Here is a 13,810-nt window from a genome sequence, read left to right on the forward strand (position 1 = left end):
TTCAGCCCTAAACAACAAAAAGAAAAAATCTTCCAAGATTCAAGCCTTTAGAATGCCTCATAAATCTTAGTTTTGGAATGAATTTGAGAGCAAGATTAAAATAAATTCAAATGGATTTAAATTTTTTCCGCCAAAATGAGTCTGTCCCCTTATTTGTCCTCCATGGTTAATAAGATACTGTAAATCAATGATTTATAATAGTCCTGTTCCCGCTACTACGAAGCCGATCAGAAATGATCGGCTTTTTTATTTTCTTTTTATCCCATCCAACGAAAATTTTCCTCCCCCGCTAAGCAGAAGTCCCAAAAATGCGGCAAAGTAAAGGAGAGGTAATTCTTTTTTGCCGAAGGGATCATCCCAATGGGCATAAAATGCCGCCACAAGCATAGTAATCATCAATGGAATCGTCGCCCAGCGGGTTTTGAAACCCAGAATAATCAGTGTTGAACAAATCACTTCGGCAAAAATAGCCATGGATAGGCTGATTTCGGGTCCCAAACCAAAAGGATCCGCAAAGCGAACCGGCCCGTCTCCAAGCAGTCGGCCGATTTTCGGAATGCCGTGGGTCAGCATCATCCCTCCGGTAAGAAGCCGAACAAGCAGAAGACCCAAGTCCTGAGCTAGTTTATTATTCATGTCTACGAAGTTTTTTTTGAATTTAAGGTTTGACAGCAGATAGCATCCTGTCTTTTCCATTAAGGTCTTTATGGATAGTTACTCGGTCATATCCTTGTTTTTCCAAAAGACTCTGGATCTCCTCAGCAGCTTTTTCATAGATTTCAAAATATAAACGCCCCCCTTTTTTGAGCAGGTTTTTGCCCTTTTCGCCGATGACCCGATAAAAAATAAGCGGGTCCGAATCCGGCACAAATAAGGCCAAATGAGGCTCGTGATCCACTACATTTAGGTGCATCTCTTCCTTATCCCAAAGCGGCACATAAGGCGGATTGGACACAATCATGTCTAGATCTCTCAGGTCAGGCGTTTGGTTGAGAATGTCGATCTGGGAAAAACTTACCTTGGCATGAAGCAAGTCCCGATTTTTCTCAGCGATTTGTAGGGCTTCTTTGGAAATGTCCACCCCATAGACTTCTGGGGCCTTCATCTCCAAAGAGAGAGTAATCGGAATACAACCCGTTCCGGTTCCGACATCTAGAATCCGCAGTCCGCTTTGAGGATTTTGGCTTTTGATCAGGTAGACAAGCTCTTCGGTCTCATTTCTAGGGATAAGTGTATCTGGAGTGACCAAAAAATCCCTTCCGTAAAATGGAGCCTTTCCAAGAATGTATTGAATTGGCACGCCGGATTGAAGTTTTTCAAAGTCCTGCCAAAAGGCTTCCGGTAAATCCTTTTCTTCCATGAATTTCAAAAAATCCACCTTTTTCAATCCAAAATGATACTCCAATAACCAATCCACCAGATTTAGAGCCTCAGACTCCGGGTAGAGTTGGAGTTGAGCGGCAAGTTTACGGGAAAAGTCCAGATAGGAGATAGGCATAGCCAAAGTTAAAATGCTTTTTCGGAGAAAAGATCACAAACCCCAGCATCAAAATTTTTCCTTGTACCTTTGCCTAACAATTTTCAGTCATGAAGTTACACAACAATACCATCCGGGGAGTGCATACCGCACTGGAAGCGATTTTTGAAGAAGGTCAATATGCAGATAAAGTAATCGAGAGAACGCTCAAGTCCAATCCCAAATGGGGGGCAAGAGACCGCTCGTTTATTGCAGAAACGACCTATGAGATGGTACGCTGGTGGAGGCTGATCAACTATTTGAGTCCTTCCAAGGGGTATTGGGATTTGTTTGGAACTTATTGGCTGATGCAGGGAAATGAACTTCCACCCTGGGAGGAATTTGAAAAGCTCAATCCCGCAAAAATCAAAGAAAAATACGAGTCGCTAAGTAATCCAGCTCTATTGGAGTCGATTCCGGATTGGCTCCAAGACTTGGGGAAAGAGGAGCTCGGAGAGAAATGGGATGCGGAAATCCATGCACTCAATGAAGAGGCTGAAGTGGTCCTTCGGGTCAATACCCTGAAGATTTCCAGGGAAAAGTTGAGAAATCGTCTAGCTGAAGATGGGATAGATACCTACATGATCAAGGGATATCCAGATGCATTGATTCTGGAAAAAAGACAAAATGTCTTCAGAAATTCAGCCTTCAAAGAAGGACTTTTTGAGGTTCAGGATGCCAGTTCCCAACTGGTAGCCGATGCCTTGGCTGTAGAACCGGGAATGCGGGTGGTTGATGCCTGCGCCGGAGCAGGGGGGAAGTCCCTGCATCTGGCTGCCCTGATGGAAAACAAGGGTAAGGTCATTTCTATGGATGTGGAAGAGTGGAAGCTACAGCAGGCCAAGTTGCGGGCAAGGAGAAACGGAGTGACTATTTTTGAACCCAAACTCATCGAAGGAACGAAAACCATCAAGCGACTTAAGGAATCGGCTGACCGACTGCTTTTGGATGTGCCTTGTTCGGGTTTGGGAGTCCTGAGAAGAAACCCGGACACCAAATGGAAGCTTTCTCCGGAGTCCATAGAAAAAGTGCGTCAAACCCAGCAGGAGATTCTTCAGACCTATCCCTCCATGCTAAAAAGTGGAGGACAGATGGTCTACGCAACTTGTAGCATCCTTCCGTCTGAAAATGAAGAGCAGGTCAAGCAGTTTCTCCAAAGTGAAGCAGGAAAAGATTTTGAGCTGATTGAGGACAAAAAGGTCTTGGCTCAAGAAAGCGGATTCGATGGGTTTTACATTGCCCGATTGCAGAGGAAGTGATTTGTTCTTTGCATCCACCATCTGACAATATCCCCTTATTTGCGATTTACGATTTTGGATAACTTGATTTGCAACAGATTCAAATATCCTTCTAAACTTTAATCTTACAACTTTACCACTTTCCAACTCACCTCTTCCAACTCACCGGGCAACGGACATCCGGCATCGGACTTCCTTTTCCTCTCACAAATATTTCCCCTATTCCTTTATAATTCAGGTCTTTATTTTTTAATTTTAATCAAATTTTAAGTTATGAACCTGGAGCTGATTTTTTCTTTTGCCAACTCAGTAGCTTTTATCTGTTGGGTTTTTTTATTCGTCCTTTACCAAAAAAGATGGGTTTATCGGGCCTTGTTTTCGTTTGTCTTCCCCGTTTTGGCTTTGATTTATCTATACTTCATCCTGAAAGGCTTGGGCCAAGAGCCGCAAGGGGGTTTTGATTCTCTGGCCAATGTCAAGCTCCTTTTTTCCAACGATGAAGCTGTTTTAGCAGGCTGGATTCATTATTTGGTCTTTGATCTTTTTGTCGGAATGTGGATCTGTCATGATGCTGACCGCCGGACGATCAATCGATGGGTCCTGCTTCCCTGTCTATTGCTGACCTTTATGATGGGGCCTACAGGTCTTTTGCTATATGTGATTATCCGCGCTTTTTACATGAGAAAGTTTCCTCAGGAACCTTATGTGGAGAACCTGGTACACTGAGCTTAGTCGGAGAAATGGCCTCTTGGCCAAATCTGGAGCTTTGTGTCTCCTTCTTGGTGCTTTTCTACTCTTTCTTCCTCTTGTTGATCCCCGTGAACTTTTAGGTCAGTCCGTGTGGATGAAGCCTGCCAAATTCTTCCTGTCTATTGCCATTTATTTTTGGACTATGGGTTGGATTATGGAAGAGGTAAAAGATTCTCGCTGGGTAGAAAAAATTTCCTGGCTCACCTGGACCTTGATGCTGATTGAGTTAATCATAATTACCTATCAGGCCTCTCAGGGAAAAATATCCCATTTCAATAATGATACCTCATTGGATGGAGCTCTTTTTGGGCTGATGGGGTTGGCAATTACAGCCAATTCGTTGGTGGTGATTTGGGTTTTGATCAAGCTTTGGAATGCAAAACACCTTCCCCAAGGCTATTTATGGGGTTTGAGGCTGGGATTGCTGATTTTTTTGATCGCAGGATATCAAGGGTTTCTGATGGTGAGCTTACATCAGCATACTGTTGGCGCAGCCGATGGTCAGGAAGGAATTCCTCTTTTGGGTTGGGCTTTGAACTACGGGGATTTGCGGGTTTTTCACTTTCTGGGTATTCATGCCTTACAAATTTTACCCCTGATCGGATGGTTTGTATTCCGGGAAAGACCAATTCCTATCCTGGGGATAGCAATTCTTTACTTTCTGTTTTGTCTTTTTTTTCTGGTATTGGCTCTTTTGGGCAAGGGTTTGGGAATAGGGTAAAGGCCTATTTTCCAAAGCTTCTTTTATTTAAGCTTTATAAAAAGCCGGGAATCCACATTAATTTTTGTTTTTGGCTAGCGCTGCAATGGTTTTTGTTTGTACCTTTGACGGGCAAATAGGGTTACCTATAACCGATATTTGCCATGAATCCAAACTCCTCGAAGTTCCTTTACGAAGCCCTCACCTACGATGATGTGCTTCTCGTCCCAGGTTATTCCGAAGTTCTCCCCAGAGACACCAATACTTCCACCTGGCTAACAAAAAAAATCCGATTAAACATCCCCCTCGTTTCAGCTGCGATGGATACCGTAACTGAGGCAGAGTTGGCTATTGCCATTGCCTTGGAAGGCGGATTGGGTTTTATCCATAAAAACATGTCCATCGAAAAGCAGGCTGCTCAAGTCCGAAAGGTAAAGAGAAGTCAGGCAGGCATGATTCTCGATCCGATTACCTTGGATATCAACTCCAGAGTGAGAGATGCCGAGTCCATCATGCGCGAGTTTCATATTGGTGGGATTCCAGTGGTAGATGAGCACAAAGTCCTGAAGGGAATCATCACCAATCGTGACCTTCGATTCATCAAAGATCCAAACCGACTGATTCGGGAGATCATGACCAGTGAAAATCTGATTACCGCCAAGTCTGGGATTTCTTTGGAACAAGCTGAGGAGATTCTCCAGGAGTATAAAATAGAAAAGCTACCCATCGTAGATGAGGACTATAAGCTGACCGGGCTGATCACATATAAAGATATTCTCAAGAGAAAAGATAAGCCCAATGCCTGCAAAGACGAGTATGGCCGGCTTCGAGTGGGTGCTGCTGTCGGAGTGACTGCCGATATCGTGGAGCGAGTAGAGGCGCTAAGAAGCGCTGGAGTAGATGTGGTTTCTATTGATACAGCCCATGGACATAGTAAGGGAGTAATCGATACATGTAAAAAAATTAAAGCAGCTTTTCCGGATCTTGAAGTCATTGTGGGCAATATTGCTACTCCGGAAGCAGCCATTGCCTTGGCGGACGCAGGTGCCGATGCGGTCAAAGTCGGTGTAGGTCCAGGCTCAATTTGTACTACACGGGTGATTGCCGGGGTGGGGGTTCCTCAGCTTTCTGCGGTTTTTGAATGCGCGGAAGCACTCAAAGATCGGGGAGTACCGGTCATTGCCGATGGAGGAATTCGTTATTCCGGAGATTTGGTCAAAGCCGTCGCAGCAGGAGGAAGCTCGATAATGATCGGTTCCTTGCTTGCCGGCACCGAAGAAGCTCCCGGAGAGATGATCATTTTTGAAGGTAGAAAATTCAAATCCTATCGGGGCATGGGTTCTTTGGAAGCCATGGAATCCGGGTCTAAAGACCGCTATTTCCAGGATGCAGAGGACAATATCAAAAAGCTTGTACCTGAAGGTATTGTAGGCCGTGTGCCTTACAAAGGACTGGTTTCTGAAGTGTTGTATCAGTTGGTAGGAGGATTGCAGGCTGGAATGGGGTACTGCGGGACCAAAACCATCGAGGACCTACAGAAAAATGGGAAATTCGTGAAAATCACTGCTGCAGGGGTGAAGGAATCGCACCCGCATGACGTGAGCGTCACCCGTGAAGCACCTAACTACAGCATCAAATCCTAAGATTTCTGATGGTTCCAAAAAGGCCCTTCCTTACCGAAGGGCTTTTTCGTTTTCGCTCCCTTGTCTTCTGTTTTCTCACTTCTTTTTCCAATTGGTTTGTCTAGGGAAAAGATTCCAGAGCTATGATTTTGGGTTTCCGGGATTTTATGGAACTCTAACCATCCTTTGACATCCTAGCCTTCCAACTTTACCATTTTCCAACCCGGACGCGATAAGCAATCGGTTTTTCCGTTTCTACTGATTGACTTCAAAACTTACATCCCATTCCCCGAAGACCGTGACTCGAGATGAAAAGTCAGGATGGAGTGGATTGATCAAGAGATTATGTTCGTCGGGATAGCTGCTTAAAGGCAAACGGCGAGAAGGAATCTTCAAGGAAAGAGAGAGCATGCTTTTCGCCCATTTTCCTCCGAATTCCTGAGTACTTCTCGGATAGGGTCTGTTTTTCCAATCGGGAGCCAAAGTCTCAGGATCTAGATCAGGTATGCTTCCGGTAATTTCAATCAGAACTAGCTTCCAATGGCTTTGAGTGACTATGGGCCCCTTGATACTGAGCAGTTCCAAAAAATTCAAGGCTGAAACCGAACAGGCATAAATCATCGGAGTACCAAAAGGATTCCATCGGCCCGGTCCCAATCCATAGCCGAGAGAGTTTCTCCCGGGTAGGTTTTCGATCAGTCGAAAGTACCTCATCAGAGGATATTACCCCAGGATATCGCCTCCAAAGCCTGATCTACAAGGGTGATTTGGTAGGGGTTTTTAAGGAGATAAGCAGGTTTTTGATTGCCTAGACCAGCATTGGGAGTCTGAAGCCACTGGGAAAAAAGCTCTTCAGTCCCGTAAATCCTTACCCCTTTGGCAATGATCTGATCTATCTCCAAGAGATTTTTGGTAAGTGCCCTGCTGAGCTTTCGGTCTTCCTTTTTCCAGCGGAAAAGGGTGCTTGGATCTATCTCCATTACCTCGGCAATGTCATGAGTAGTAAAGTCCAAGAAATCGAAAAACCGCCCTGTCTCATGGAAATCCAAGACAGCCCCGTAAGATTCTGCGGGATCACTGACTCTCGAAGGTGAGCTCTGAAAAAAATGGTAGGGACTGTTCCCGACTTCAATTTCTTCAGGCTCTGCGTCTGAAAATCGAATCTTCCAAGTCTGGCTCATAGCTTTAGAATTGATCTCCATTAAATTTACACATATTAATTGAATTTGCAAGTTTCAATTATCCTATTTGCAATAGTTTAGGTGCTTTTGTACACAATGTCCTTTACAATGGCTTCTGCATGTGAGATACTGTTTTCTATAAAAAACTCCCGTGTATTCAGGCCTCCGCAAACTACCCCTGCCAGATATACCCCGGGCACATTGGACTCCTGATTGGCTTGATCGTAGCAGGGCTGCCTCTTTTCATCCAAGCTTAATTCTACCCCCAACTGATCCAAAAGGCTAAAGTTGGGTTTGTAACCGGTCATGGCTAGTACCCAATTATTGGCAATCCTTTCCTCCCCTTGAGGTGTGGAAATGATCACTTCATCCGTCTTTATTTCCTTGACTTTTGAGTTGGTAAAGGCTTTGATTGAACCCTCCTTGATGCGGTTCATGATATCCGGTCGCACCCAGTATTTCACATTATCATCTACCTCATCTCCCAACAGGACCATACTCACTTCAGCCCCTTTTCTCCAGCATTCTAAAGCTGCATCTACTGCTGAGTTGGCCCCACCGACTACCAGTACTTTTTGACCAATAAACGGCCAGGGCTCTTTATAATAGTGAAGCACTTTGGGCAGGTCTTCTCCCGGCACATTCATCAGATTGGGCAGGTCATAAAATCCTGTGGCCAAAACGATCTTTCGGGTGAGATAGGATCCTTTTGAAGTCAAAATGTGGAAGTTTGATCCTTCTTTTTTCAGAGTCTCTACCCCCTCGTAAAGATTGACTTTCAGCTGAAAATGAAAGTAAATCCGGCGATAATATTCCAAGGCCTCTGTTCGGGTAGGTTTTGCCCCCACCGACATAAAGGGAATTCCTGCCATCTCGAGTCGATCGGAGGTGGAGAAAAAAGTCATATTCACCGGATAGTTGTAGATCGAGTTGCAAAGCGCCCCTTTCTCCAGAATCAGGTAATTCAATCCTGCTTTTTGGGCCTCTATTCCGCAGGCCAAGCCAATTGGTCCTCCTCCGATGATGATCAGGTCGTTGATAGTTTGCATTGGGTATTTGGTTAGAATTGTACCATTGTTTCGCTGAATTGGTGTAAGTCCCAGGCAAAACGACGTTCTTTCAATTGGGTATAGCCCTTTGGGTCTCTTAATACGGCAGTAGCAGAGACCGTACCGTAATTTGGAGGCATCCGGATCAGCTGTGCCGAAAGGCTTTCTTCCATTTCTTTCGGAACTCCTGTTTCGGGTAATAGTTCCCAAGGGTATTTTTCTTCGGATTTGAGGATATCTAGCAGGATTTCCGGATTTGGGTCAGGAAGTACAGCCATGAGCTGTTTTTTGGCCAATTCAGTCTTTGGCCAAGGGTCGTTGATTAGCCCGTTGCTTAGCCCATGAATTCCCGGTAGGATTTCTTGGGGTCCTTTCCCATAATTGCTCACATAATAAAGCCGGTCTCCTTCAGCAGTGAGTAGATTGAATCCATCAAAAAGTTCCCTTTTTTCCCAAACCTGATCCAGGTAGTTTTCGGGGGACAGAGGGGAGTGAAGAAAATCCGTGACGAGCTTTCCCCGGCTGATGCGAGCTTCATTTTTCTGGGGAAAATCTCTGTAATTTGTCAATAAGGCCCATTTTCCATTCGGATGAAACCCCATCCAAGTCCCGCCTCCTCTTAAATCTTTGCCAGCATACCAGCCCTCTTCCCATTGATGAAGGGAAGACGTAGGGCGGTCAAAAAACTCATCCCGGTTGGCTGAAATAAGTAAAGGAAAGTTCGGGTGGACTTTCCAGGCTATAGCTACTAGACACATGGCTTAAAGGTAAAAAAAAGAGGTTGCGCTTAGGCAACCTCTGCTTGGGTGATTATCCAACTTTTTCTTGTTCCAATTTGGGATAATCTGTGTATCCTTTTTCTCCGGGAGTGTAGAAGGTGTCTTGATCCCAGTCTGCCAAAGGAGCATGGGAAGCAAAACGCTCAGGTAAGTCCGGATTAGAAATGAAGGGTTTGCCAAATGCCACAGCATCTGCCAATCCTTCTTCGATGATCTGATTGCCTTTTTCCTGGTCAAAAGCACTATTGATTACCAGAGTGCCTTTGTAAATCGGGCGATAGCGCTTGGCGATATTCGGCTCCGCAAATTCCAGCTTGCTGACATCGGTGAAAGGCTCCGAAAGATGAAGGTAGGCCAAATTGTACCCGTTGAGTTTGTTAACTATGTAATCAAAAGTAGGGATAGTCTCCTCATTCATGGTCATACCAAAAACTCCGTGCAAGGAAGGATTCAAACGAACACCAATTCGGTTTTCCGGCATGACTTCTTTGATGGCATCGATCACTTCAAATAAAATTCGGGCTCTGTTTTCAATGGTTCCCCCGTAGGCATCGGTCCGATGATTTGAAGTGGAGTTGAAAAACTGATGCAGCAGATACCCATTAGAGGAATGAATTTCCACACCGTCAAAGCCTGCTTCCATCGCATTTTTTGCACCGTTTTTAAAATCCTGAATGGTTTCTTTGATTTCTTCCAAAGACATCTCTTTGGCAGTCACCGTTTCCTTAAATCCTTCCGGTGTGAATGACTTGGAGTTGGGATTAGTCGCAGAGGCAGAGAGGGGTAGTTTTCCTCCATGAAAGTCCGGATGGGACATTCTGCCTACATGCCATAGCTGGATGAAAATTCTTCCGCCTTCTTCATGCACCGCTTGTGTGACCTGCTTCCAGGCTTCAGTTTGAGCCTCTGAGTAAATTCCCGGAGTGTTAATGTAGCCCACCGCTCTTGGCGAAATCTGAGATCCTTCCGAAATAATCAGTCCTGCGGAGGCTCGCTGACGGTAGTAGTTGGCGTGGATGTCAAAAACTTTGTTTTCCGCATTGTTAGCCCGACTTCTGGTCATTGGGGCCATCCAAACCCGATTTTTTAAAGCTAAATCTCCCACTTCAATTGGCTGCAAAAGCGCTTGTGTTTTACTCATGATAGTCGTTGGTTTCTAAATTCAATGTATATACAACTATCTCCGGCTAGTCAAAGTTCAGGTTTGGGAGAAGTTTTCTAAATTACTTTGCGCTGGCATCCAATCGATTCAGAAAAACCCGGTCTATGTACACCTTTCCCTTTATTTTATCCAAACTATGAGACCCTCTCTCCTTATCCTGACAGGCGCGGCTAGCGGCATCGGACTTCATATGGCCAGAAAATGTTATCAGGCTCAGATCCCGATGATTTTGATCGATATCAGGGAAAATGAGCTAAAAGACGAGTTTGGGGAGAAAGAGCGAATCAAACTCTTGGTTGGAAGTGTTTCTGATTCTGAAACCTGGAATCGGGCTTTAGTCCTTGCCAAGGAATGGAGCTTTCCCATTTCTCATCTGATCAATTGCGCAGGAGTTATTCGTCCGGGATTTTTGGTGAATTATGCCTTGACTGATATCGATTATCATCTGGATATCAATACCAAAGGAAGTATTCTCGGGACTACGATTGTGGGTAGGGAGATGAAGGCCCAAGGATTTGGGCATGTGATCAATGTTTCCTCTTTGGCAGGTTTGGCGCCTGTTTCGGGACTGAGCTTGTATGTGAGCTCCAAATTTGCCATCCGTGGATTTTCTCTTGCTGTGGCAGCAGAGCTGAAGGCCTTTGGTGTGCAGGTGAGCGTCATTTGTCCTGATTTGGTAAACACTCCGATGCTGGACCTTCAGCTCCAGTATCCAGAGGAGGCCAAATTGACATTTAGTGGATCGGGGCCGGTTTTACAGCCTGAGGACGTGGTTCAAGCCATTTTCAGGCTGATGGAAAAGCCCAAACCAGAAATGGCCCTCCCTACTTCCAGGGGTTGGTTGGCCAAAATTGCAGGGACTTGGCCGATAATCGGGGAGTTTTTTCGGAAACCTCTGGAAAAAAAAGGGGAGGAAAATCTCAAAAAACTTCGCAAGTAGCCTACTTTCAGATATTAACACTTTTTAATACGAAAATAATCGTATTTAATTTTGATATTACGATGCTCTTCGTATAACTTTGTACGAAAGCAATCGTATTATTCGCATGAACAAACCTACCGAAGCTGAATTGGAGATCCTTTCCTTGCTGTGGCAATTGAAGGAAGCGAGTGTCCGGCAGATTCACGAGCGGCTCGCCGCAGTGAAGGATACCGGATACACCACCACACTGAAAATCATGCAGATCATGCATGCCAAGGGCATGGTGGAAAGGGACGAAGCGAGTAGGACACATATTTATCGTCCTTTGGTCAAGCAGGGAGACACACAAAAATCCCTTTTGAAAAATCTGATGACCACGGCCTTTGGAGGAAGTACAAGTACTTTGGTCATGCAGGCCCTGGGACAGGAGAAGCCTTCCAAAGCCGAGATTGATGAAATTCGAGCCTTTCTTGACAACCTTGAAAACGATAACGCATGAACCTTTTGAATGATTGGATTTCAGAACCTCTTTTGAATGCGCTGGGATGGACTTTAGTCCACTCAGTTTGGCAGTTGATTTTAATAGCCGGGTTACTAGCCTTAGTACTCAGACTGGCAAAGAGCTCCACTCCTGCCCTAAAGTATGGGCTAGCGGTAGCGGCCCTTATGGTTTCCTTCTTTTCGGTAGGCCTGACTTTCGTCTATGAATGGTCTCAAGTGGAAGCAGCGGCTTCCATTTCCTTACCTGAGGATTTTACCCTTAAGGTCTATCAGGAGCAGGTAGGTGAGGAGATTTCCTTGGAAAGCTGGATGACCCAAACCTCCTTTTGGATAGAAACCAATCTGACTTGGTTGGTTAATTTCTGGTTTTTGGGGGCCTTGCTTTTCGTTTTTAGATTGGCAAATAGCCTCTCGGAAATACGTAGCCTGAGAAAGCAATCTACAGTTTTACTTGATTTCGAGACTCAGCAAGTGGCCCAAAGGATAGCAAAGAAACTGGGAATCCAAAGGAAGTTTGAACTACGAACTCATCACAAGGCCCAATCTCCTTTGACTTTCGGCACCTTAAAGCCGGTAATCCTCTTGCCAGCTGCTTTGGTTTTTCACCTTACTCCCCACCAACTTGAAGCCATTCTTGCACACGAGTTTGCTCATGTAAAGCGAAACGATTACTTGGTCCACCTGCTGCTCTCAGGATTGGAAGTAATTTTCTTCTTTCATCCTTGCTATTGGTGGATGAGTCAGACCGTCAAAGAACTCCGGGAAAATGCAGCTGATGATTTGGCATTGAAGTCGGGCATTCAGCCAAAAGTTCTGGCAACGAGCCTGGCGGAGGTTATCAATTTCACCAGAGAAAACACCCCCGAACTTTCGCTTACCGCTGGCAAAAAACGAAATCCAACTCTACTGAGAATCAAGCGTATTCTCGGCTATTCCACTGAAAACTATCCACAAACCCCGCTAATTTCCATTCCTATGCTACTCACTGCATTTCTCAGCCTTGGGCTGATGGCCTCTGCCCAACAAGACACGCCCAAGTCTCCGGAGGCGCCTCAGCTTGCTTCCGAAGAGTTGCCATTAAGTTCTTCTTTTGTTCCAATCACACCTCAGGATACAACCATCAAAACCTACATTGATCGCAAGACTCAAGAGACCATTGAAGTATATGGGAAAAACACTATGATAATCACTTCTGATGATGGTAAAGTTTATCAAGTCAATGGAGATCGGTTGATCTACGAAGGGGATACTTTACCTCTAAGTCCAAAAACCAAGGCTGCACTTGAAAAATTAAAGAATCTGGAAACTAGTTCCATACCTGATTTGGATTTTCCTCCAGCACCTGAATTCCCGATGGAATTGGAAATGGTTCCAATGCCTGATTTCGAAGTGAATATCCCAGGTTTTGAGGAAATTCCTCCCTTCCCAATGGAAGCTATGGCCATGCCTCCCTTTCCTGATTTCCCCATGGCGTTTGAATTCCAATCTGCCTTTGCTGGAGCATGGGCAGGTGGAGATACTACCAAAATGACCCCTCAGGAAAGAGAAAAGTTGCAAAAGGAAATGGCTTTTCGGGCCAAAGAATTTTCCAGGGAGGCCGAACTTCGGGCTAAGGATTGGGAGCAAAAATGGAAAGAAAATGAGCAGGAGAGACAAGCTAAAATGGCCGAATGGGAGGCGAGATTTAAAGAAGAATTCGAGCCAAGAATAAAGGATTTCGAGCTTAGGATGAAAGAATGGCAAGCGGCCAATGAACCTAAAATGAAAGAATTTGAGGCAAAAATGAAGGCATGGCAAGAAGCTCAGGAACCCAAATTGAAAGAGTTCGAGTCGAGAATGAAGGAATGGGAAAAAGCCCAAAAGCCCAAGTTGGAGGAATTCCAGAAAAAAATGGAAATCTGGCAAAAAGAGCACAAAGCCAAAATGGAAGAGTTTCAGATGCTGCTGAAAGAAGAGCTCCAAAAAGCCAAAGAGAATAATTAAACCCTGTGTTGTTGCTTTAAAAAGACCTGTCCGATTGGACAGGTTTTTTTATGGTTGATGAGCTTTTTTGCCACATTACCCAATTTTTTTTACCCGAATTCTAAATCATGGTAATGTCAACTTTCTACTGCTAACTTTTGAGACTAACCTGAAAGAACAGGAGCTAATTGGGTGTATGTGGGATTCAGCATGATGGAGTAGGGTTCCTGCCCTTGACACCTTGATTTTGATGCATCCTACCTTTCAAAAGTGGAATTCCGGGTTGGTATTCGACCTGTCTTTGGTACTTTTTGAAACCATAACCAGCAGGACTCCGGCCCGATATCTGTCCTGAACAGGTATTTTCCACGTTCTGATCATCTAAAGTGACGAAATTGTCTTCGATGGAATCCCTGAATTGTATCGGG

General features: G+C 44.9%; 14 protein-coding genes. 7 read left to right on the top strand and 7 right to left on the bottom strand.

What is annotated here, in order from left to right; translation table 11 throughout:
• Positions 1-246: 246 nt before the first annotated feature.
• Both AAA943_RS03575 and prmC read right to left on the bottom strand, forming a co-directional pair.
• A complete protein-coding gene (locus AAA943_RS03575) occupies positions 247-636 on the bottom strand; it encodes a DoxX family protein (RefSeq protein ID WP_338222882.1) in 390 nt (129 codons plus the stop codon).
• 22 nt (positions 637-658) lie between these two features.
• A complete protein-coding gene (prmC, locus tag AAA943_RS03580; protein WP_338222883.1) occupies positions 659-1,498 on the bottom strand; it encodes a peptide chain release factor N(5)-glutamine methyltransferase in 840 nt (279 codons plus the stop codon).
• Between the two features lie 89 nt (positions 1,499-1,587).
• Here prmC and AAA943_RS03585 point away from each other — a divergent pair, with 89 nt between their 5' ends.
• The 4 genes from AAA943_RS03585 (at position 1,588) to guaB (ending at position 5,847) form a co-directional block, all read left to right on the top strand.
• Positions 1,588-2,775: an RsmB/NOP family class I SAM-dependent RNA methyltransferase gene (locus AAA943_RS03585; protein WP_338222884.1), complete on the top strand. Its 1,188-nt coding sequence runs from the start codon at positions 1,588-1,590 to the stop codon at positions 2,773-2,775.
• 252 nt (positions 2,776-3,027) lie between these two features.
• Complete coding sequence (locus tag AAA943_RS03590; RefSeq protein WP_338222885.1) at positions 3,028-3,480, top strand: ABA4-like family protein; 453 nt, start codon at positions 3,028-3,030, stop codon at positions 3,478-3,480.
• Positions 3,458-4,225: a hypothetical protein gene (locus AAA943_RS03595; RefSeq protein ID WP_338222886.1), complete on the top strand. Its 768-nt coding sequence runs from the start codon at positions 3,458-3,460 to the stop codon at positions 4,223-4,225. The genes AAA943_RS03590 and AAA943_RS03595 overlap by 23 nt, the downstream gene beginning before the upstream one ends.
• Positions 4,226-4,368: 143 nt before the next feature.
• Entirely contained in the window at positions 4,369-5,847 is a 1,479-nt protein-coding gene (gene guaB / locus AAA943_RS03600; protein ID WP_338222887.1) for an IMP dehydrogenase, read from the top strand.
• A 234-nt stretch (positions 5,848-6,081) separates the two neighbouring features.
• Here guaB and AAA943_RS03605 read toward each other — a convergent pair whose 3' ends face one another.
• The 5 genes from AAA943_RS03605 to AAA943_RS03625 all read right to left on the bottom strand — a co-directional run bounded on the left by AAA943_RS03605 (position 6,082) and on the right by AAA943_RS03625 (position 9,976).
• Positions 6,082-6,540 carry an RES family NAD+ phosphorylase gene (locus tag AAA943_RS03605; protein WP_338222888.1) on the bottom strand — a complete coding sequence of 153 codons (459 nt, stop codon included), beginning with the start codon at positions 6,538-6,540 and terminating at the stop codon, positions 6,082-6,084.
• On the bottom strand, positions 6,540-7,007 hold the full coding sequence (locus AAA943_RS03610) for an antitoxin Xre/MbcA/ParS toxin-binding domain-containing protein (RefSeq protein WP_338222889.1): 468 nt from the start codon (positions 7,005-7,007) through the stop codon (positions 6,540-6,542). Before AAA943_RS03610 ends, AAA943_RS03605 begins: the two co-directional genes overlap by 1 nt.
• 77 nt (positions 7,008-7,084) lie before the next feature.
• A complete protein-coding gene (locus AAA943_RS03615) occupies positions 7,085-8,056 on the bottom strand; it encodes a YpdA family putative bacillithiol disulfide reductase (protein ID WP_338222890.1) in 972 nt (323 codons plus the stop codon).
• An 11-nt stretch (positions 8,057-8,067) separates the two neighbouring features.
• Positions 8,068-8,814 carry an NRDE family protein gene (locus tag AAA943_RS03620; protein WP_338222891.1) on the bottom strand — a complete coding sequence of 249 codons (747 nt, stop codon included), beginning with the start codon at positions 8,812-8,814 and terminating at the stop codon, positions 8,068-8,070.
• Positions 8,815-8,866: 52 nt separating this feature from the next.
• A complete protein-coding gene (locus AAA943_RS03625; protein WP_338222892.1) occupies positions 8,867-9,976 on the bottom strand; it encodes an alkene reductase in 1,110 nt (369 codons plus the stop codon).
• Positions 9,977-10,133: 157 nt separating this feature from the next.
• Here AAA943_RS03625 and AAA943_RS03630 point away from each other — a divergent pair, with 157 nt between their 5' ends.
• From AAA943_RS03630 to AAA943_RS03640, 3 genes are all read left to right on the top strand, one after another.
• Positions 10,134-10,937 carry an SDR family NAD(P)-dependent oxidoreductase gene (locus tag AAA943_RS03630; RefSeq protein WP_338222893.1) on the top strand — a complete coding sequence of 268 codons (804 nt, stop codon included), beginning with the start codon at positions 10,134-10,136 and terminating at the stop codon, positions 10,935-10,937.
• A 106-nt stretch (positions 10,938-11,043) separates the two neighbouring features.
• Positions 11,044-11,418, top strand: a complete 375-nt coding sequence (locus AAA943_RS03635; RefSeq protein ID WP_338222894.1) for a BlaI/MecI/CopY family transcriptional regulator — start codon at positions 11,044-11,046, stop codon at positions 11,416-11,418.
• Complete coding sequence (locus AAA943_RS03640; protein WP_338222895.1) at positions 11,415-13,403, top strand: M56 family metallopeptidase; 1,989 nt, start codon at positions 11,415-11,417, stop codon at positions 13,401-13,403. Before AAA943_RS03635 ends, AAA943_RS03640 begins: the two co-directional genes overlap by 4 nt.
• Positions 13,404-13,810: the final 407 nt, after the last annotated feature.

This window comes from Algoriphagus confluentis (assembly GCF_036245625.1).
In the GTDB taxonomy this organism is placed as follows: Bacteria; Bacteroidota; Bacteroidia; order Cytophagales; family Cyclobacteriaceae; genus Algoriphagus; species Algoriphagus confluentis.

Bases quoted from the DNA above. Each gene is read 5' to 3' on its own strand.
- prmC (WP_338222883.1), bottom strand. From the start codon at position 1,498: ATGCCTATCTCCTATCTGGACTTTTCCCGTAAACTTGCCGCTCAACTC.
- AAA943_RS03615 (WP_338222890.1), bottom strand. From the start codon at position 8,056: ATGCAAACTATCAACGACCTGATCATCATCGGAGGAGGACCAATTGGC.
- AAA943_RS03625 (WP_338222892.1), bottom strand. From the start codon at position 9,976: ATGAGTAAAACACAAGCGCTTTTGCAGCCAATTGAAGTGGGAGATTTA.
- AAA943_RS03585 (WP_338222884.1), top strand. From the start codon at position 1,588: ATGAAGTTACACAACAATACCATCCGGGGAGTGCATACCGCACTGGAA.
- AAA943_RS03635 (WP_338222894.1), top strand. From the start codon at position 11,044: ATGAACAAACCTACCGAAGCTGAATTGGAGATCCTTTCCTTGCTGTGG.
- AAA943_RS03595 (WP_338222886.1), top strand. From the start codon at position 3,458: ATGTGGAGAACCTGGTACACTGAGCTTAGTCGGAGAAATGGCCTCTTG.
- AAA943_RS03620 (WP_338222891.1), bottom strand. From the start codon at position 8,814: ATGTGTCTAGTAGCTATAGCCTGGAAAGTCCACCCGAACTTTCCTTTA.
- AAA943_RS03630 (WP_338222893.1), top strand. From the start codon at position 10,134: ATGAGACCCTCTCTCCTTATCCTGACAGGCGCGGCTAGCGGCATCGGA.
- AAA943_RS03610 (WP_338222889.1), bottom strand. From the start codon at position 7,007: ATGAGCCAGACTTGGAAGATTCGATTTTCAGACGCAGAGCCTGAAGAA.
- AAA943_RS03575 (WP_338222882.1), bottom strand. From the start codon at position 636: ATGAATAATAAACTAGCTCAGGACTTGGGTCTTCTGCTTGTTCGGCTT.
- AAA943_RS03590 (WP_338222885.1), top strand. From the start codon at position 3,028: ATGAACCTGGAGCTGATTTTTTCTTTTGCCAACTCAGTAGCTTTTATC.
- AAA943_RS03640 (WP_338222895.1), top strand. From the start codon at position 11,415: ATGAACCTTTTGAATGATTGGATTTCAGAACCTCTTTTGAATGCGCTG.
- guaB (WP_338222887.1), top strand. From the start codon at position 4,369: ATGAATCCAAACTCCTCGAAGTTCCTTTACGAAGCCCTCACCTACGAT.
- AAA943_RS03605 (WP_338222888.1), bottom strand. From the start codon at position 6,540: ATGAGGTACTTTCGACTGATCGAAAACCTACCCGGGAGAAACTCTCTC.